Below are 20,517 nucleotides of genomic sequence, written 5' to 3'. Positions count from 1 at the left end.
TGCCGCCGATTATTCGGAGGCGGCAATCAGGCTGGCGTTACCGCCCGCTGCGGTTGTGTCGACGCACAGGTGACGTTCGATCACAAAACGCTGATCCAGGGTGTGCTCTGTAATCAGCGGCAGCAAGGCGCCATCACGCCTGGCCAGCGCCTCACGGTATTCCTTGAGCAGCGACTGAACGCCACAGCTAACCACTGCTTCGAAACCATCCACCGTAGCCAGTGCTTCTGGCTCCAGCAGACCCTCCACTCCGGTAATCGGCAGTCCTGCCTTCACGGCCTGGTCCACGGTGTCCTGAACACCTGGCGCAATCACCACTACCTTGTTGCCCTGTGACAATGCGGTACCGGCCTGCTCCAGGGCGGTTTGCTTATCCGGCCCCAGACACAGCACCACACCACGAGCGTGGTTGGACAGGCGGTTGGTCTCACCCGTTGGCCCGGGCAGCTCTTCCGCGTGGGCATCCAGCGGCGCTGGAACATCATCGAAGATGGGCTTGATGGCCTCCATACGGGCTTCAGGCTTGGGCGCCTTCAGTTTGTCCAGCTGGCCAATCAGCTTCTGCAGCTGCTTCGCATCCACTGTCCTGACACTGGAATCCGCCTCACGCTCGACCGTGTCACCTTTCAGGAATCGACGAACATACTGAGGACCGCCAGCCTTGGGGCCGGTGCCGGAGAGGCCCTCGCCACCAAAGGGCTGGGAGCCCACGATTGCGCCGATCTGGTTACGGTTTACATAAGTGTTGCCGACCTTGATCCGGCTGGCAATGCGCTCAACCCGGCGATCAACACGGCTATGGATACCAAACGTCAGACCGTAGCCCTTGGCATTAATATCGTCCACCACCTTATCGATGTTCTTCGCCTCAAACGTTGCCACATGCAGTACCGGCCCGAAGATCTCCTCTTCAAGCTCTTCAATACCGCTGACGCTGAGAACCGCCGGAGAAACAAACAACCCTTTCTCGGGAACCTCCATTTTCTTCAGCAGCTTACCGTTGCGCTCGAACTTCTCGCAGTGGTCCACGATCTTCTTGCGGGCATTCTCGTCAATCACCGGGCCCACGTCCGTGGACAGCAACCAGGGATCACCGATGCCGAGTTCTTCCATTGCACCGTAGAGCATTTCCAGAAGGCCATCGGCAATGTCTCTCTGCACATAGAGCATGCGCAGGGCTGAACACCGCTGACCGGCGCTCTGGAACGAAGAAGCCAACACGTCACGGACAACCTGCTCCGGCAATGCCGTGGAATCCACGATCATCGCATTCAGGCCGCCGGTCTCTGCCACCAGCGGCGCGTCCGGCGCCATATTCTCGGTCATCACCTTGTTGATGCGCTGGGCAGTCGCGGTAGAGCCGGTGAAGCACACGCCACTAACCCGCGAATCAGAGGTCAGAGCCGCACCCACGGTGGCGCCGGTACCCGGCACCAACTGGATGACATCCTTCGGGATACCAGCCTGATGCATCAGTTCCACAGCGCGGATTGCGAGCAGAGATGTCTGCTCGGCCGGTTTGGCCACCACGGTGTTGCCTGCAGCCAGATTCGCCAGAATCTGCCCGGTAAAAATCGCCAGCGGGAAGTTCCAGGGCGAAATACAACACATCACGCCGCGGGCATCGCCACTGTCTTTATAACGAATGGCCTCGTTGGCGTAATACTGGGAGAAATCGACCGCCTCACGGATCTCCGCCACCGCATCCAGCAGGGATTTACCCGCTTCACGGGTGGTAAGGGCGAACAGCTCTTCGTAGTTCTCCTCGTACAGGTCGCCGACCTTACGAACGCACGCTGCGCGCTCTTCAGCGGATTTCTCAGACCAGCTATTGAACGCAGCCGCTGCCGCGGTAATGGCAGTGTCCATATCGGCATCGGAGGCCTGGGTTACGTGGCCAACCAGATCGTCCGGATCGGCCGGGTTACGCACCACTTGCACTTCGGTGCCGGCAACCTCACCGGCAATCACAGGACCGCCTTTCCAGCGATAATCCTTATAGGCGCCGCGACCCTTTTCGATTTCATTGACGGTTACCGGGTCGGTAATATCCCAGCCTTTGGAGTTGCGACGCTGATCGCCAAACAGTTTGAACGGATGAACGATTGCCTTGCTGGAAATGTCTTTACCCATTTGCTCAACACTGACAATCGGATCCTTGGCAATCTCCTCGGGGGTGATGCTGGTGTCCACGATCTGGTTCACGAAGGAACTGTTGGCACCGTTCTCGAGCAGTCGACGCACCAGGTACGCCAGCAGATCCTTGTGTGGACCGACAGGCGCATAAATCCGGCAGGGCACGCCACTCACTTTCAAAACCTCGTTGTGCAGGGACTCACCCATGCCGTGCAGGCGCTGGAACTCGTAGTTGTCCACGCCTTTGGTCTTCGCCATTTCCAGAATGGAAGAAACCGAGTGGGCGTTATGGGTGGCAAATTGCGGGTAAATCCGGTTCGTCATGTTCAACAGCTTGGTGGCGCAGGACAGAAACGACACGTCACTGCAGGCCTTGCGGGTGAACACCGGGAAGCCGTCCAGACCCATGACCTGGGCACGCTTGATTTCGGCATCCCAGTAGGCGCCTTTCACCAGCCGCACCATGAACTTGCGATCGTATTTTTCAGCCAGGCCGTAGAGCCAGTCAATAACGAACGATGAACGCTTGCCGTAGGCCTGGACCACAACGCCAAAGCCATCCCAGTTGGCAAGCTCGGGATCTGAAACCAGTGCTTCAATCACATCCAGAGAAAGATCCAGACGATCCTGCTCCTCGGCGTCGATGTTGAAGCCCATGTTCGCAGCCGCGGCCTTTTTCACCAGTTCGCGGGCCCGGGGCAGCAGCTCGTTCATCACACGCTCTTTGTTGCCGTACTCGTAACGGGCCAGCAGGGCCGAGAGCTTGACCGAAATGCCCGGGTTCTTGCGCACATCGCCCTTGCTCGCCTTGGCAATGCTGTCGATGGCATTGGAATAGGAGTCGTAATAACGCTTGGCATCATCATCGGTGCGGGCGGCTTCGCCCAGCATGTCGTAAGAATAGGTATAACCCTTCGCCATGTAGTCTTCGGCTTCATCCTGGGCTTCGTCGATATCGCGGCCCAGAACAAACTGGCGACCCATTTCTTTCATGGCCTGGCCGGCAACAGTGCGGATGACAGGCTCGCCAAAGCGCTTGAGCAGCTTGCGCAGGGTTTCGCCCACGGTATTGCGCTCGGAGTCCTTCAGCAGGTTGCTGGTCATCAGCAGGGCGACCGTGGCCGTGTTGATCAGGCCAGACGACGCCTTGCCCACGTGGGTAGCCCAGGCACCGGAGGTGATCTTGTCTTCGATCAGTTCATGGATGGTCGTATTGTCAGGCACCCGCAACAGCGCCTCCGCCAGACACATCAGGGCGACACCTTCTTTGGTGGTCAGACCATACTCAGCCAGGAATTTTTCCATGATGGTGGACTTGGCATTCTTGCGAACGCTGCGCACCAGTTCGGCCGCGCGAGCAGAGATAGCGTCGCGCTCAGCCTGGGACAACTGGGCACCAGCAATCATCTCGTGGATCACCTTGTGCTCGTCAGCGAGATAATAATCACGAATCGCCTGCCGGCTATCGACAAGCTCGGGCGTCTGTGATTGCTGCGGTCTCATAGTTGTACCCTCTTAGTTGTTTGTCTCTCCGGCATTCTACCGAGATCAACAAAGACTATTTCTCTATAAAATACAGACAGGCCCGCCATTACGACTTTTTTAGATAATCAAAATTTAATATTTTTCTCCGTAAATCGTAATTTACGGGCACTTTGCCTGCCCTCATCCTGCTATGCGACTTTCAATGCCAGCTCTCTGAGGACTCCATGAGCTACTGAGAAAACAGCGCAATCCACCTCATTACCGGCCTGCATGTCGTTCAACATCCTCTCCCAACGCCCGAGCAACATGCGTTTGTCCTCGCGCCAGGCCTCGAGACGCTTTTCCGGCGTTCCATTGCGAGCCACGGGCTCGGACAACACACTGAATGTGAGATTCCGCAACTGATGATCCAGCTCGTCCCTGAAGTGAATGGTCGCCAACACCTGCCAGTGTCCATTCGCCCGGAACGCCCGCATCTGACGGTCCAACCAGGTCAGATTCAGACTCTCACCAAGGGTGAAATACACCCACGCTACCGACTCAAGGTCTTCATCCAGCTGGCGAGCGATCTCAACCATGTCCATCAGCCAGTAGCGGCTTTCCGCGGAGGCGCACCAGGCCGATAAATCCTCGGGAACCATCCACTCACAGTATTCAGCATAGCGTTCATACCACCGACTTGCAGGAATCACCGATTCGAGGCGGCTTTTCGAGGCCAGAACATCGGCCAATGGCGCCCGGTAGTGGTCAATACAGGAAACCGGGTCCAACGCCTGCCGGCGGTTTTGCAACAGCCAACTGGTACTGCGGGTGACCAGTCGAATAGCGTCGGCGAACAATTCCGCCTGAACACCTGCACTGATTTTGCCATCCAGCGATTCTATGGCCTCCCAATGGGCGTCTACGTCATGAATTCGCAGGGAGATCAGGTAAGCCGCAGCAATCCGGCCGGCATCTGCCCCCGTGGAACTACGAATACGGTCGAACCAGGTAATGCCCACGCGGTTGACCATATCGTTGGCAATCTGTGTGGCCGAGATTTCAGCCCGAAGGGGATGAGACTCGACCGCTTCCGGAAAAGCGGTCAGCAGCGAGGCAGGAAAAGCCGAGTGCAGCGCCGAGTTAAAGCGCGTGTCATGCACGATTGGAGATGCGACCAGGGCCTGCTTCAGTTCAATTTTTGCGTAGGAAACCAGAACCGCCAGCTCCGGCCGGGTCAGCCCACCGCCATATTCCCGGCGGGCCTGCAGTTCCTCGTCAGAAGGCAGAAATTCAAGACCGCGGTCCAGCTTGCCTCCAGCTTCAAGCCTGCGGATCAGCCGGTCATACTGGTCTGCAGTGGCAACCGCCGGATTCTGGGCGAGGCTGAGCGCCATGGCCTGCCGATAGTTGTTGCGCAGCACCAGCTCAGCCACTTCCGGGGTCATGGCTCTGAGCATTCGGTTCCGCTCCGGAAGCGACATCAGCTGTCGATGCACCAGATCGTTAAGCAGGATCTTGATGTTCACCTCGTGGTCCGAACAGTCGACGCCACCGGCATTGTCAATAAAATCGCTGTTCACGGAACCGCCGCGACGGGCGAAGTCGATCCGGGCCTTCTGGGTGACACCTAGGTTGCCGCCCTCCCCCAGTGCCTTGCAGCGCAGCTCGTTACTGTCGATTCGAAGCGCATCGTTGGTCTTGTCACCCACGTCTTCATGGGACTCTGAGGGCGCTTTCACATAGGTGCCAATACCCCCATTCCACAGCATGTCCACAGGCGCTTTCAGCAGAGCACTGATCAGATCCGCCGGCGACAGGGTCCGGGCCTTTATGCCCAGCGCCTTTCGCATTTGCGCAGACACCGGAATGGATTTCATGGAACGCGAGAACACCCCGCCGCCATCGCTGATAAGCGCGGTATCATAATCGGCCCAGGAAGAACCGGGCTGGTTGAACAGTCGCTGTCGCTCACGAAACGATGCCGCGGCATCTGGATCGGGATCCACAAAAATGTGCTGGTGGTTGAACGCGCCGACCAGGCGAATCCGCTCCGAAAGCAGCATGCCGTTACCAAACACATCGCCACCCATATCACCGATGCCGACCACGGTGAATTCATCCGTCTGGGTATCCGTGCCTTTCTCGAGGAAATGCCGTTTGACCGACTCCCAGGCGCCCCTGGCGGTAATCCCCATTTTCTTGTGGTCATAACCCTCACTGCCACCGGAGGCAAAAGCATCACCCAGCCAGAAGCGGTACTCTGCGGCCAGTGTGTTCGCTATATCGGAAAACGTGGCCGTACCTTTATCAGCGGCGACCACCAGGTAGGTGTCATCACCGTCATATCGAACCACATTTTCCGGGGGCACCACCTGGCCGTCATCAAGGTTATCCGTGATATCCAACAGCCCCCGGATGAAGGTCTGATAGCAGGCAACACCCTCTTCCCTCAGAGCCTCCCGTGCCCCATCCCGTGGCGGCTGCTTTACCACGAAGCCGCCCTTTGCGCCTGCGGGCACGATGACCGAGTTCTTCACCTGCTGGGCTTTCACCAGACCAAGAATCTCCGTGCGGTAATCCTCGATCCGGTCAGACCAGCGAAGCCCGCCTCTGGCGACCGGCCCTGAGCGCAGGTGCACGCCTTCAATCCGGGGCGAGTATACGAAAATCTCGAACTTCGGACTCGGGCGCGGGATATCGGGAATCAACGACGAATCCAGCTTGAGAGACAGGTACGAGGCAAATCCGCCATCTTCGCGGGTCTGAAAATAGTTGGTTCGGAGAGTCGCCCGGATGATCATAAAGAACCGCCGGAGAATACGATCGTCGTCCAGGCTCGCCACTGCTTCGAGGGAATCACGAAGCTCTGTCTCCAACTTTTCGCTCTTCCCTTTCCGTCCCTTTATATCCGGCTCGAAACGGCTGAAGAAGAAGGCAACGAGCCGCGAGGTAATATCCGGATGGCGTGCCAGTGTTTCTGCGATGAAGGGCTGACTGAAACCGAATCGAAGCTGCTTGATGTAGCGGGCATAGGCCCTGATCAACGCCACTTCGCGCCAGCCGAGGCCGCACAGCATGATCAGCTGGTTAAAATCGTCGTTTTCGGCAAAGCCGTTCCAGATTTCCCGGAACGCCGACTGAATCAACGGTCTGGCAGTTTCCAGATCAGCCGCCCGGCACCGATCGTGGAGCTCTACGGTAAAATCGCTGACTCCGAAGGTTTCGCCGTCCCGGCGACGGACCCGGTAGGGATGCTCACCCAGAACCCGCATTCCCAGGTTTTCCAGAATCGGGATGACGTCTGACAGAACAACCGGCTGGCCTTCACTGTACAGTTTGAAGTGGAATCCGGTCTCGGCTGGATCCCGGGGCTGGTAAAAGCGCATGGGAACATCGGTGCTTACCGCGATGGACTGGATCTGTTCTATATCGGCGAGGGCTTCGGAAACCGGGAATCTTGCCCGGTAGGCAGAGGGGAATCCGCCGCTGAACACCTGGGCGTAGCGACCACCAATAGATTCGCCGAAGCTCTGAACCAGTTCGCCATGCAGGTCATCGTCCCACGATCGGGATTCCTCCACCATTCTCGCCACGATCTCCCGAAGTTCGAGGGAGTCGTCGTTGTCAGACGACTGGTTCTGGAGGACATCGGCAAGCTGTTCCAGCAGGGTTTGTTTTTGTAATGCGCGGGAATCGGTCATCGGAACTCTCCGGACTTGGTATACGTTCACAGTGGGCTGATGTAACTACCAGTATACGCAAGGCCAGAAAGTCACTTAGACCATATAGTTTCCGATTAGAGGAGTTTCGATTATATTTACCATATGATTTAGCCGTTAATTTAAGCTGGAACCAACAACATGGCCGAATTGGATCGAATAGACCAATCAATTATCCGCGAGCTTCAGAAAAACTCCCGGATCACGGTAACCGAGCTTGCGTCCCGGGTAGGCCTTTCCAAAACCCCGTGCCAAGTGCGGATGCGCCGCCTTGAAGAGCATGGATTTATAACCGGGTACACCGCCCTGGTGAATCAGACCAAACTGGGGCTCAGCCACATTGCCTTTGCCCAGGTAACATTGAACGACACCAGCAGCGGCGCGCTCACCGCCTTCAACAAAGCCGTCCAGAGTGTCTCGGCGGTGGAGCAATGCCACATGATTGCCGGCAACTTCGATTATCTGCTGAAAGTCAGAACCCGCAACATGCAGGAATACCGGCAGGTTCTGGGTGAGGAGATTTCGGCCCTGCCCCATGTACTGCAGACCAGCACCTTTGTGGTCATGGAGAACGTCAAGGACGCCGGCTTGTAGAGGAGAACCTTACAACCCGGCGCCAGTTGTCACTCGGATTGCTCGTACTTTGGCTTATAGCCGCTTGCATCCACACGCGCCCGATCAGGCTCATCTTCCGCCAGTGGTTGAACTTCCTGCAGGCTGGCGAGCGACCGAAGCGTCAGTCGCTGGTATTCTTCAGTGCCCTTTTTCTTCCACGCAATCTCCTTGTCGCTCAGCATCCGCATTACCTTGGCCGGTGAGCCAACGATCAGCGAGCCAGGCTCACAGGTGAATTTTGCTTTTACGAAGGCGCAGGCGCCGACAATGGAACGAGGCGCAATATGGGCTTCGTCCATCACCACCGCATTCATGCCTACCATGGCATCCTCACCAACGATGCAGCCGTGCAGAATCGCCCCGTGCCCAACATGGCCATTCTTCTCGACGACCGTGTCCATTCCCGGGAAGGCATGCATCACGCAGGTATCCTGGACATTGGAGCCCTGCTTGAGAACGATTCGCCCGAAATCGGCTCGTAACGAAGCCGCTGGCCCGACGTAGCAATCCGGCCCAATCCAGACATCGCCGATGAGAACCGCAGTGGGGTGAACATAGGCGGACGGGTGAACGACGGGAACAACGCCTTCTATACTGTAGCTGGGCATAGCGATCTCCTGGTTGGCGCGGGCCGGAAGCGATCGGCTATAGGCCGGACCGAAACGTGGGACCCTAAAAGTAATTGTGATTCATTTTCTGTATCACATTATCCTTTTCCGGGAGTTTTTTCACACCCTGACAGCCGTTTCAGATGCGTAATTCGCCTCCATTGCCCGGCCAACTCCTGAGCCCCGATAAATTTTTATCGATTTTTCAGAGATATAGAAATGCCACGCTATGATGCCCGACTAAAGTGATACAAAACCAAGCCAGCACAATCCTTGACGAGTATCAATTCTAAGATATACTCATTTTCCACGATCGATAGCACCGTGCCGAGCAAGGACACCTTTCACGCTATCCCCTACAACAAACAACAGGACAACAACGCCATGACTCAGCCGAGCATTCTTCTTGAAATCGATCAGGGCGTGGCTCTGCTTACCCTGAACCGTCCGGACAACCTGAACAGTTTCAATGTTGAAATGCACGAACGCATGCGCGATGCCATCAGCACCGTGCGCAAGGATGAGTCTGTCCGTGTGCTGGTCATTACCGGTTCTGGCCGGGGCTTTTGCGCGGGGCAGGATCTTTCCGACCGCAGCGTATCCCCGGATCAGGAAATGCCGGACCTGGGTGCTTCCCTGGAGAACTACTACAACCCGCTGATGCGCAGCCTTCGGGATCTTCCGATGCCCGTGCTGTGCGCCGTTAACGGTGTAGCGGCAGGCGCCGGCGCCAATATCGCCCTGGCCTGCGACATTACTCTCGCAGCCCGGTCAGCCAATTTCGTTCAGGCTTTCTGCAAGCTCGGCCTGGTCCCCGATTCCGGCGGCACCTGGACCTTGCCCCGCGTGGCTGGCATGGCGCGGGCCAAAGGCATGGCGCTTCTGGGCGACAAGATCAGTGCCGAGCAGGCAGAGAGCTGGGGCATGATCTGGCGCTGTGTCGATAACGAGCAGCTCATGGAAGAAACCATGAAACTTGCCCGCCATTTCGCTACCCAACCCACCAAGGGCCTTGCGCTGATCAAGCGGGCGCTGCACGCCAGCGCCAGCAATACCTTCGAGGATCAGATCAACCTGGAGCGTGATCTTCAGCGCATGGCCGGTCAGACCGAGGACTACCGCGAAGGCGTTGCCGCCTTCATGGAAAAACGCACGCCGAACTTCAAGGGGAAATAAGCCATGCCGGCACTGGATACTCAAACCAAAGTTGCCGTCGTTGGCGCCGGAGCCATGGGCTCCGGCATTGCCCAGGTGGCCGCCCAGGCAGGCCATCAGGTTTACCTGCACGACCAGAGAGAGGGTGCGGCTGAGGCAGGCCGCAATGGCATCGCCAAACAGCTTCAGCGTCGTGTCGACAAGGGCAAATTGGAGCAACAGGAACTGGACGCGGTTATCGGCCGGATTCAGCCGGTGGCGAATCTCGACGAAGTTGCCGACGCCGGACTTGTGATTGAGGCCATCATCGAAGACCTGCAGATCAAGCGCCAGCTGCTGGCCAACCTGGAAGATCTGTGTGCCGGGGATGCGATTCTCGCCACCAATACCTCGTCCATTTCTGTCACCGCCCTCGGCGCTGAGATGAAGAAACCTGAGCGCCTGGTGGGCATGCACTTCTTCAATCCGGCACCGCTGATGGCGCTGGTCGAAGTCGTCATGGGGCTTGCGACCAGCAAAACCGTTGCCGATAACGTTCACGCGACGGCCACTGCCTGGGGCAAGAAGCCGGTGTATGCGACGTCGACTCCCGGCTTTATTGTGAACCGTGTGGCCCGTCCGTTCTACGCGGAAAGCCTACGCCTGCTGCAGGAACAGGCCACCGATGCCGCCACACTGGACGCCATCATTCGCGAAGCCGGCCAGTTCCGGATGGGCGCATTCGAACTGACCGACCTGATCGGACACGATGTCAACTACGCCGTGACCAACTCCGTCTTCAATTCCTATTATCAGGATCCGCGCTTTCTGCCGTCGCTGATCCAGAAAGAACTGGTGGAAGCCGGTCGCCTGGGTCGCAAGAGCGGCCAGGGTTTCTACCCCTATGGAGAGGACACGGAAAAGCCTCAGCCACAAACCGAACCAGCTCATCAATCGGATGAGACCGCGGTCATTGCCGAAGGCAATCCAGGCGTCGCCGCCCCGCTGCTGGATCGACTGAAAGCAGCCGGCCTGACCATTATCGAGCGCGACGGGCCGGGCCAGATTCGCTTCGGTGATGCGGTAATGGCACTCACTGATGGGCGAATGGCCACCGAGCGCGCTGCCAGCGAGGGCGTCGCCAACCTGGTGCTTTTTGACCTGGCTTTTGACTACAGCAAAGCAAGCAGGCTTGCCCTGGCGCCAGCTGATCAGGCATCTGAAGCAGCGGTTTCCTGTGCCTGTGCTTTACTGCAAAAAGCAGGTATTGAAGTCAGCCTTATCGCCGACCGCCCCGGCCTGGTCATCATGCGTACCGTAGCCATGCTGGCCAATGAGGCGGCCGACGCAGCCCTTCACGGTGTAGCGACCATTGCGGATATCGATCTGGCCATGAAAGCCGGCCTGAACTATCCCGACGGCCCCCTGAGCTGGAGTGACCGGCTTGGTGCGGGGCACGTTTTCACCGTGCTGACCAACATCCAGAACAGCTACGCAGAAGACCGCTATCGCCCTGCCTTGCTGCTCCGGAAGAACGCATTTGCACAGAAGGGGTTCTATTCATGAGCGAGATGGATCCGCAATTACTCGCCGAAGAATGCGCGAAAGCCATGTTCGCGCGGGACCGCGCCAGCCAGAAGCTGGGCATGAACATTGAATCTGTCGCCCCGGGCAAGGCGGTCATCACCATGACCGTAACCGGCGACATGATCCAGGGCCACGGTTCCTGCCACGGCGGCTACCTGTTCACCCTGGCCGATTCGGCCTTTGCCTTTGCCTGTAACAGCTATGACCGGGCCACCGTTGCCTCCGGCTGCAGCATTGATTACATGTACGGCGCCAAAGAAGGCGACCAGCTGACTGCCACCGCCGAAGAGCAGGCCCGCGGCGGTCGCACCGGCGTCTACGACATCACATTAACCAATCAGGATGGCCGCAAGGTTGCCCTGTTCCGGGGCCGTTCCTACGAGGTTCGTGGCACCGTACGCAATTCGGAGGAAACTGCATGAGCACCGACAATACCCTTAAAGACGCCTACATCGTCGATGCCATCCGCACCCCCATCGGTCGTTACGGCGGCGCCCTTTCCGCCGTGCGTGCAGATGACCTGGGCGCCATTCCCATCAAGGCGCTGACCGAACGTCATCCGGATCTGGACTGGTCGAAAGTTGACGACGTGCTCTACGGCTGCGCCAATCAGGCCGGTGAAGACAATCGCGACGTTGCCCGCATGTCCCTGCTGCTGGCAGGCCTGCCGGTAGACGTCCCGGGCAGCACCATCAACCGCCTGTGCGGTTCCGGTATGGATGCGATTGGCAGTGCAGCCCGCGCAATTCGCACTGGCGAGACCCGGCTGATGATTGCCGGCGGCGTCGAATCCATGTCACGGGCTCCCTTCGTTATGGGCAAGGCCGAGTCTGCATTCAGCCGCAAGGCGGAGATTTTTGACACCACCATCGGCTGGCGCTTTGTAAACCCGGTACTGAAAAAGCAGTACGGCATTGATTCCATGCCCGAGACAGCCGAGAACGTGGCAGCCGATTTCAACGTCTCCCGGGAAGACCAGGACGCGTTCGCCCTGCGCAGTCAGCAACGCACCGCGGCAGCGCAGAAAGAAGGCCGACTGGCCGCTGAAATCACACCGGTGACCATTCCCCGTCGCAAGCAGGACCCGCTGGTGGTGGATACCGATGAGCACCCCCGTGAAACCAGCCTTGAAAAGCTGGCCTCGCTGCCGACCCCGTTCCGCGAAGACGGTACGGTGACTGCGGGCAATGCGTCCGGTGTCAATGACGGGGCCTGTGCCCTGCTGCTGGCCGGAGCTGACGCCCTCAAACAGTACAACCTCAAGCCCCGCGCCCGGATTGTTGCCATGTCAACCGCCGGTGTGGAGCCACGGATCATGGGCTTTGGCCCGGCACCGGCGACCCGCAAGGTTCTGGCTACTGCCGGCCTGGAGCTGGCCGATATGGATGTGATTGAGCTGAATGAAGCCTTCGCAGCCCAGGCCCTCGCCGTAACCCGGGACCTGGGTCTGCCAGATGACGCCGGGCACGTGAACCCGAACGGTGGCGCCATCGCCCTGGGCCACCCTCTGGGCATGAGCGGTGCCCGGCTGGTGACCACGGCCCTGAACGAACTGGAACGCCGCCATGCCGCGGGCCAAAAAGCCCAGTATGCCCTGTGCACCATGTGCATCGGCGTTGGCCAGGGGATCGCGCTGATTATTGAACGGACGGATTCGGTGGCCTGAGGCCACCGACCGGAACAGAACAAAGACCATTACTCGACAAGAACAACGCAGGATAGAACCATGACCTTACCACTGCAAAAACTTGGCAAACTTGACCGCATGGAAACCGCCAGCATCGATGAGCTGCGTCACGAACAGCTGCAGCGCCTGCGCTGGAGTGTTGTCCATGCCTATACCAACGTGCCTTTCTATCGCAAAGCGTTCGATGATATTGGCCTGAAGCCAATGGACATCAATTCCCTGGATGATTTGGCCAAGGTTCCGTTCACCACCAAGGCGGATCTGCGCGACAACTATCCGTTTGGCATGTTCGCCACGCCGATGTCCGACGTGGTCCGGGTTCATGCGTCCAGTGGTACCACCGGCAAACCCACCGTTGTGGGCTACACCCAGAGTGACATTCACACCTGGGCCGACATTGTGGCTCGCTCCATCCGGGCCGGTGGCGGCTCCCGTGGCGACAAGGTCCATGTGGCCTACGGCTACGGTCTGTTCACCGGTGGTCTTGGCGCCCACTATGGTGCCGAGCGCCTGGGATGTACCGTTATTCCTATGTCCGGCGGCCAGACCGAGAAACAGGTCCAGCTGATCAAGGACTTCGAGCCGGACATCATCATGGTCACACCGTCCTACATGCTGAACATCGCCGACGAAATGGAACGTCAGGGCATCGATCCCCACAAACTGCCCCTTCGCCTGGGCATCTTCGGCGCAGAGCCATGGACCAACGCCATGCGATCAGAGATCGAGGAGCGCCTGGGCATCGAGGCCCTCGATATCTACGGCCTGTCGGAAGTGATGGGGCCGGGCGTGGGCATGGAATGCATTGAAACCAAAGATGGCCCGACCATCTGGGAAGATCACTTCTATCCGGAAATCATCAACCCGGAAACCGGCGAAGTGCTGCCTGACGGTGAATACGGTGAGCTGGTCTTCACATCATTAACCAAGGTGGCCCTGCCGATTCTGCGCTACCGCACCCGCGACCTCACCCGCCTGCTCCCGGGCACAGCGCGCCCGATGCGCCGGATTGACAAAATTACCGGCCGCAGCGACGACATGCTGATCATTCGCGGCGTCAACGTGTTCCCGAGCCAGATCGAGGAGCAGGTGCTGAAATGCGACGCGCTGGCGCCTCACTACGAGATCGAGGTTTACAAGGATGGCAACCTGGACTGTGTGGACATCCGTGCCGAACTGAAACCGGGCGCAACTGATACCCCTGAAAGTCGTGCCGCGGCAGCCAAGGAACTGACTCACCACATCAAGTCCTACATCGGCATCAGTACCCGTGTAGAGGTGGTCGAAACCAATCGCCTCGCGCGCTCGGAAGGCAAGGCCAAGCGGGTATTTGACCGCCGTAACAAGTAAATCCGACCGACCGGCAGAGAGTCAGACGGCAGCGGATGCCGCTGACTCTCGCACCTTTTGCCCACCCGCAAGCCCCTGTAATCACCGATTTAAAATTGCTTTCCGTTTGCTGATCTCAATAGCCTTTTCTCACGTATCACTTTTTTTATTATGAAAATCAGCACTATAAGATCCTATAAGGAAGCTTTTAGATATAACATGACACACAAAGACAGTTCTTGATATTTATTCAGTATCATATAATATGGAGTTAATGGCCTTCAGTCTTTACTGAGGGCTCTCTGTTCACGGACAACAGAACAACAAGCCCGATCCGGAGGTATTTGTTTATGTACGCCCAGCTCGTTGAAACCGGCGCCAAGCGCCTGAAGACCAAAGAAGAAATGTCGCCCGAAGAGCGCGAGTTTCAGGAAAAGGTCGACGCCGAAACCAAAATCGAACCCAAAAACTGGATGCCGGAAGGCTACCGGAAGACCCTGGTTCGCCAGATTTCGCAGCACGCTCACTCCGAAGTGGTTGGCATGCTGCCGGAAGGCAACTGGGTAACCCGCGCGCCTACTCTCAAGCGCAAACTCCAGTTGATGGCCAAGATTCAGGACGAAGCGGGCCACGGCCTGTACCTATACAGCGCCATGGAAACTCTGGGTGCTGACCGTGACGAAGAGATCGAGAAGCTGCATCAGGGAAAGGCCAAATATTCCAGCATCTTTAACTATCCGACCCTGAACTGGGCCGATATGGGCGCTGTTGGCTGGCTGGTGGATGGCGCCGCCATCGTTAACCAGGTGGTGCTGCAGCGCACCTCCTATGGCCCCTACTCCCGCGCCATGATCCGCATCTGTAAGGAAGAAAGCTTCCACCAGCGTCAGGGTTACCAGATCCTGCTGGACATGATGCGTGAAGGCACCGAAGAGCAGAAAGCCATGGTGCAGGACGCTATTAACCGTTTGTGGTGGCCGGCCCTGATGATGTTCGGACCGCACGATGACGAGTCCCCGAACTCCCAGCAATCCATGGCGTGGAAGATCAAGCGCAAGAGCAACGACGAACTGCGCCAGATGTTCATTGATCAAACCGTGCCGCAGCTTGAGTTCCTTGGCTGCACCGCGCCGGATCCGGATCTGAAGTACAACGAAGAAACCGGCCACTACGATTTCGGCGAAATCAACTGGCAGGAATTCTATGACGTTCTCAAGGGCAACGGTCCGTGCAACCGCGAGCGTATCAAAACTCGCAAGAACGCAATTGATGAAGGCGCCTGGGTCCGTGAAGCGGCAGTCGCCTATGCCGAAAAACAAAAACAGCGCGCGCAAGCCGCCTGATATCGGAGGAATACAACATGTCTGAATGGCGCCTTTACGAAGTCTTTGTACGGTCCAAGCACGGCCTGAACCACAAACATGTGGGCAGCGTGCATGCCTCTGACGCCGAAATGGCCATGGAAAACGCCCGTGATCTGTATACACGCCGCAGCGAAGGCGTGAGTATCTGGGTGGTTCCCTCCGACACCATCACGGCGTCCGCATCCGACGAGAAGGAAGTGCTTTTCGATCCGTCGGAAGACAAGGTTTACCGGCACGCTTCCTTCTACAAGCTGCCCGATGAAGTCGGACACATGTAAGGAGCGTTACCCATGACACAAGCAGAAGCATTAAAGGAATACCTGCTGCGCCTGGCAGATTCCGACATGATCCTGGGGCAGCGCCTGTGCGAACTGTGCGGCAAGGCTCCGGCACTTGAGGAAGAGATGGCACTGATGAACGTTGCCCTCGACCTCGTCGGCCAGGCCCGTAACTGGTACGAGTACGCAGCCGAGCTGATCGACGATGGCCGCGACGCCGACAAGCTGGCATTCCGTCGCGACGCCCAAGACTACCGTAACCTGCTGCTCACCGAGCAGCCCAACGAGGATTACGCCGTCACTATGGGCCGTCAGTTCTTCTTCGACGTGTACCACTATTTCACGCTCAAGAGCCTGACCGAATCCAGCGACGAGCGCATTGCCGGCATCGCCGCCAAGGCTCTGAAAGAGGCGACTTATCACTTGCGTCGTTCCTCGGAGTGGGTGAAGCGTCTGGGCGATGGCACTGAAGAAAGCCACGGCCGGATGCAGGAGGCTGTCGATATCCTCTGGCGCTTTACCGGCGAACTTATAACTCCGGACGACACTGATCGCGTGATGGCCGAGGCGGGCATTGGCCCGGATCCGGACCAGCTCGCCAAAGACTGGCGTGGCATGGTCAACGAGGTACTCACCCAGGCCACCCTGACACCGGGCGCCGAAGACGCCTGGATGTACATGGGCGGCAAGCACGGCGAGCACACCGAACACCTCGGTTTCATTCTGGCAGAAATGCAGTTCCTGCAGAGGGCCTATCCCGATGCCACAACATGGTGATTCAGACAGCCGGTCAGCTGTCGACATTCTGATTGCCAGTGATCGGGTGCCGGCAAATGCCCGCCCCGATCTGCTGACAGAGGACGACATCTGGGCACTTCTTGAAGAGGTCAAAGACCCTGAAGTGCCGGCAGTCAGTGTCGTGGAGCTCGGCATTGTCCGGGCGGTTCACTGGGACGGCAAAGAACTGTCCATTGATGTGACCCCGACCTACTCCGGGTGCCCGGCCACCGAACTGATTGAAGAGCTGATTGCTGAAGCCTTGCGTGCTGCGGGCTTCCGGGATCCAAAAATCAATCAGGTGCTGACCCCTGCCTGGACCACCGACTGGATCACAGACGAAGGCAAAGAAAAGCTTCGGGCATTCGGTATCGCGCCACCCGAGGGCAGCTCCAGCAAAATGAGCCTGCTCGGAGAACCGGAAGTCATTGCATGCCCTCATTGCGGCAGCAAAGACACCGAACGGGTCAGCGAGTTCGGATCCACCGCCTGCAAAGCCCTTTATCGTTGCAAGGAATGCCTCGAGCCCTTCGACTATTTCAAATGCATCTAGAGCCGATACGATCATGAACAAATTTTACTCACTGACCCTCAAAGAGGTCAGACCTGAAACAAGAAACGCCGTATCACTTGCTTTTGACGTGCCGGAAGATCTGGCAGACAAGTTTCACTACCAGCAGGGGCAGCACCTTATCGTGCGCACCAAGCTGGATGGCGAGGAAGTTCGCCGCTCCTACTCGATCTGCCGCAGTGTCAACGATCAGGAGCTTCGCATCGCCGTCAAACAGGTTCCGGGGGGTCGCTTCTCCACCTTTGCCAACGAGCAGCTCAAGCCCGGCCAGACTCTGGAAGTCATGCCGCCGCAGGGCCATTTTTCCATTGATCTGGACCCCGAGCGTGAAGGCAATTACCTGGCCGTTGCCGCTGGCAGTGGTATCACTCCCATCCTCTCAATCGTGAAGACGACTCTGGAGACCGAACCCAAGAGTGAAGTCACCCTGTTCTATGGCAACAAGGCCACCAGCAGCACCATGTTCCGTGACGAGCTTCAGGACCTGAAGAACGAGTACATGTCTCGCCTGAACCTGGTGTATATCTTCACTCGCGAAGAGCAGGACATTGACTTGTACAACGGGCGCCTGGATCACGAAAAGTGTGACGCCCTGTTTGACCACTGGATCAATGCCAAGGAACTCACAGCTGCTTTTATCTGTGGTCCGCAATTAATGACAGAGGACGTCAGAGACTCGCTGCTTCGCCACGGTATGGAAAAAAACCGAATCCATTTCGAGCTGTTTACGCCGGTCGGTGGCGTGCCCCAGGCACGGAAAGACCGTGACCCCGCCCATGTGGATCCGAAGTCCGTCAGCGAAGTGACTGTTATTGCCGACGGCCGTTCCCTGACCTTCCCGCTGGTGCGTGACACCAAGAGCATTCTGGATGCCGGAAACGAAGAAGGCGCTGATCTGCCGTACTCGTGCAAGGCTGGTGTCTGCTCAACATGCCGCGCCAAAGTAGTGGAAGGCGAGGTTGAGATGGACCAGAACTTTGCTCTGGAAGACTACGAGGTGGAAGCCGGATACGTGCTTTCCTGCCAGTGCTACCCGATCAGCGACAAGGTGGTTCTGGACTACGACGAAATGTAGTTTCCATCCCCAAATCAAGATAAGAGCAAGGCAAGTCCCGCAGCAGCGGGACTTGCCTTCGCGTTTCAGAAACGAATGGAGTTTCCCATGTCAGTCCTGAAAAGTTTCATTGCCGGCCAGTGGGTCGGTGAAAAGCCCGCCAAGGCCCTGCCCAGCGCGGTGAACGGCGAGATCGTTGCCCAAACCCACGACGACACCCTCGATTTCAAGAACGCCGTCGAGTATGGCCGCAAGGTTGGCGGTAAAAACCTGATGGCCATGGATTTCCAGGAGCGCGCCCTCGCGCTGAAAGCCATGGCGATGTACCTCCAGGAACACAAGAAAGAACTTTACGCCCTGTCGATGCATACCGGTTCCACCAAGGGCGATAACGGCATCGATATCGATGGCGGCTTTGGCACCCTGTTCTCCTATGCCAGCATGGGCCGGCGCGAGCTGCCTTCCGGCAATGTCGTTCACGAGGGTCCGGTAACTCCGCTGGGCAAGAACAACCACTTTGCAGGCACCCATATCCTGGTGCCCCGTGGTGGCGTGGCAGTTCACATTGATGCCTACAACTTTCCGGTGTGGGGCATGCTGGAGAAGTTTGCACCTACATTCCTGGCGGGCATGCCATCCATCGTGAAACCGGCCACGTCTACCTGTTATGTGACCGAACTGGCCGTTCGCCTGATGCAGGAATCCGGCGCGCTTCCCGAGGGCAGCCTGCAGCTGATCATCGGCAGCACCGGCGACCTGTTCGACCACCTGGAAGAGCAGGACGTGGTGACCTTTACCGGCTCCGCCGCCACTGCGCGGAAGCTGCGTAATCACCCGAACATTATCAACCGTTCGATTCCGTTCAACGCCGAAGCAGACTCCCTGAACAGCGCAATCCTCGCCCCGGACGTGACCCCCGAGCACGAAGAATTCGATATCTTCGTGAAGGAAGTAGGGCGTGAGATGACTGCCAAGGCCGGTCAGAAGTGTACCGCCATCCGTCGTGTCCTGGTCCAGAAAGATCAGGTAAACGCGGTCTGCGACAAGCTGAAAGAGCGGCTGTCGAAGATCACCGTGGGCGATCCTTCTGCTGAAGGCGTTCGCATGGGTGCACTGGCTTCCATCGACCAGCTGGAAGATGTAAAAGCCAACATCCAGGAACTGCTCAAGACCAGCGAGCTGGTGGTGGGTGGCGAAGGCAACTTCAAGGCTACCGGCGATGGCACCGAGAAAGGCGCCTTCATTGAGCCGCACCTGCTGCTGTGCCGAAACCCGGAAAACGGCTGTGGTGCCCACGATATCGAGGCCTTTGGCCCGGTAGCCACCGTAATCCCTTACGACACCATCGACGATGCCGTTGAGTTGTGTTCCAAAGGCCGTGGTTCCCTGGTGACTACCCTGACCACCCGTGACCCCGCCATTGCCGGCAAGGTCGCCCCACTACTGGCCGCCTTCCACGGCCGTCTGCATCTGCTGGATGCCGAAGCGGCGAAGGAATCCACCGGTCACGGCTCGCCCCTGCCCATGCTCAAGCACGGCGGCCCCGGTCGCGCCGGTGGTGGTGAAGAACTGGGCGGTATTCGTGCCGTACATCATTACCTGCAGCGCACCGCGATCCAGGGCTCCCCGAGCATGCTGGCTGCGGTCACCCGCGAATACGTGCGCGGTGCCAATCTCATCGAAACCGATGTGCATCCGTTCCGTCGCCACTTCGAAGACCTGCAGATCAACGAATCGTTGCTGACTCATCGACGCACAGTTACCGAAGCAGACATCGTCAACTTCGGCTGCCTGTCCGGTGATCATTTCTACATGCACTTTGATGAAATCGCAGCGCGGGACTCCCAGTTCGGCAAGCGTATTGCCCACGGCTATTTCGTGCTTTCCGCGGCGGCCGGTCTGTTCGTCTATCCGGGCGAAGGTCCGGTGCTGGCGAACTACGGTCTGGACACCCTGCGTTTCATTGAACCGGTTGCCCCGGGAGACACCATCCGGGCGCGTCTGACCTGCAAGCGCAAGATCGATCAGGGTCGGACATCTCCGGACGGACACCCGCAAGGTGTCGTGGTCTGGGATGTTCAGGTTCACAACCAGAACGACGAAATGGTTGCGAGCTACGACATCCTGACACTGGTTGCCAAGAAGCCCGAGTAACTCCGGGCTTCCCTGCTTTCTCCCTGTCTTGGACCCC

The 20,517-nt window shown here is 58.0% G+C and carries 15 protein-coding genes; 12 read left to right on the top strand and 3 right to left on the bottom strand.

Going from position 1 to position 20,517, the window contains the following annotated elements; translation table 11 throughout:
• Window positions 1-9 precede the first annotated feature (9 nt).
• Window positions 10-3,639, bottom strand: a complete 3,630-nt coding sequence (gene putA / locus CFT65_RS07375) for a bifunctional proline dehydrogenase/L-glutamate gamma-semialdehyde dehydrogenase PutA (protein ID WP_088827384.1) — start codon at window positions 3,637-3,639, stop codon at window positions 10-12.
• A 170-nt stretch (window positions 3,640-3,809) separates the two neighbouring features.
• Window positions 3,810-7,304, bottom strand: a complete 3,495-nt coding sequence (locus CFT65_RS07370; RefSeq protein WP_088827382.1) for an NAD-glutamate dehydrogenase — start codon at window positions 7,302-7,304, stop codon at window positions 3,810-3,812.
• Window positions 7,305-7,463: 159 nt separating this feature from the next.
• On the opposite strand from CFT65_RS07370, the gene CFT65_RS07365 reads away from it, so the two are divergent.
• A complete protein-coding gene (locus CFT65_RS07365) occupies window positions 7,464-7,916 on the top strand; it encodes an Lrp/AsnC ligand binding domain-containing protein (RefSeq protein WP_088827380.1) in 453 nt (150 codons plus the stop codon).
• 29 nt (window positions 7,917-7,945) lie between these two features.
• On the opposite strand, the gene paaY is transcribed toward CFT65_RS07365, so the two are convergent.
• On the bottom strand, window positions 7,946-8,545 hold the full coding sequence (gene paaY / locus CFT65_RS07360) for a phenylacetic acid degradation protein PaaY (protein ID WP_088827378.1): 600 nt from the start codon (window positions 8,543-8,545) through the stop codon (window positions 7,946-7,948).
• A 384-nt stretch (window positions 8,546-8,929) separates the two neighbouring features.
• Here paaY and paaG point away from each other — a divergent pair, with 384 nt between their 5' ends.
• The 11 genes from paaG (at window position 8,930) to paaZ (ending at window position 20,480) form a co-directional block, all read left to right on the top strand.
• On the top strand, window positions 8,930-9,721 hold the full coding sequence (gene paaG, locus CFT65_RS07355) for a 2-(1,2-epoxy-1,2-dihydrophenyl)acetyl-CoA isomerase PaaG (RefSeq protein ID WP_088827376.1): 792 nt from the start codon (window positions 8,930-8,932) through the stop codon (window positions 9,719-9,721).
• Between the two features lie 3 nt (window positions 9,722-9,724).
• Complete coding sequence (gene paaH, locus CFT65_RS07350) at window positions 9,725-11,245, top strand: 3-hydroxyacyl-CoA dehydrogenase PaaH (protein ID WP_088827374.1); 1,521 nt, start codon at window positions 9,725-9,727, stop codon at window positions 11,243-11,245.
• Window positions 11,242-11,688: a hydroxyphenylacetyl-CoA thioesterase PaaI gene (gene paaI, locus CFT65_RS07345; RefSeq protein WP_088827371.1), complete on the top strand. Its 447-nt coding sequence runs from the start codon at window positions 11,242-11,244 to the stop codon at window positions 11,686-11,688. Before paaH ends, paaI begins: the two co-directional genes overlap by 4 nt.
• Window positions 11,685-12,932, top strand: coding sequence for a 3-oxoadipyl-CoA thiolase (gene pcaF / locus CFT65_RS07340; RefSeq protein ID WP_088827369.1), 1,248 nt, complete (start codon window positions 11,685-11,687; stop codon window positions 12,930-12,932). Before paaI ends, pcaF begins: the two co-directional genes overlap by 4 nt.
• Before the next feature lie 60 nt (window positions 12,933-12,992).
• On the top strand, window positions 12,993-14,303 hold the full coding sequence (gene paaK, locus CFT65_RS07335) for a phenylacetate--CoA ligase PaaK (protein WP_088827368.1): 1,311 nt from the start codon (window positions 12,993-12,995) through the stop codon (window positions 14,301-14,303).
• A 329-nt stretch (window positions 14,304-14,632) separates the two neighbouring features.
• The gene (paaA, locus tag CFT65_RS07330) at window positions 14,633-15,625 is read left to right on the top strand and encodes a 1,2-phenylacetyl-CoA epoxidase subunit PaaA (protein ID WP_088827366.1); all 993 of its coding nucleotides are present in this window, start codon (window positions 14,633-14,635) and stop codon (window positions 15,623-15,625) included.
• Window positions 15,626-15,642: 17 nt separating this feature from the next.
• Entirely contained in the window at window positions 15,643-15,924 is a 282-nt protein-coding gene (gene paaB, locus CFT65_RS07325) for a 1,2-phenylacetyl-CoA epoxidase subunit PaaB (RefSeq protein WP_088827364.1), read from the top strand.
• 12 nt (window positions 15,925-15,936) lie between these two features.
• Complete coding sequence (paaC, locus tag CFT65_RS07320; RefSeq protein WP_088827362.1) at window positions 15,937-16,701, top strand: 1,2-phenylacetyl-CoA epoxidase subunit PaaC; 765 nt, start codon at window positions 15,937-15,939, stop codon at window positions 16,699-16,701.
• Window positions 16,685-17,254: a 1,2-phenylacetyl-CoA epoxidase subunit PaaD gene (gene paaD / locus CFT65_RS07315; RefSeq protein WP_069182870.1), complete on the top strand. Its 570-nt coding sequence runs from the start codon at window positions 16,685-16,687 to the stop codon at window positions 17,252-17,254. The genes paaC and paaD overlap by 17 nt, the downstream gene beginning before the upstream one ends.
• 13 nt (window positions 17,255-17,267) lie before the next feature.
• Entirely contained in the window at window positions 17,268-18,347 is a 1,080-nt protein-coding gene (gene paaE, locus CFT65_RS07310) for a 1,2-phenylacetyl-CoA epoxidase subunit PaaE (protein WP_088827360.1), read from the top strand.
• Between the two features lie 87 nt (window positions 18,348-18,434).
• Window positions 18,435-20,480, top strand: coding sequence for a phenylacetic acid degradation bifunctional protein PaaZ (paaZ, locus tag CFT65_RS07305; protein WP_088827359.1), 2,046 nt, complete (start codon window positions 18,435-18,437; stop codon window positions 20,478-20,480).
• Window positions 20,481-20,517: the final 37 nt, after the last annotated feature.

It is taken from the genome of Marinobacter sp. es.048, assembly GCF_900188435.1.
In the GTDB taxonomy this organism is placed as follows: domain Bacteria; phylum Pseudomonadota; class Gammaproteobacteria; order Pseudomonadales; family Oleiphilaceae; genus Marinobacter.
The sequence above is the reverse complement of the archived record's forward strand: the minus strand, read 5'-3'. Positions and strand labels throughout refer to the sequence as shown.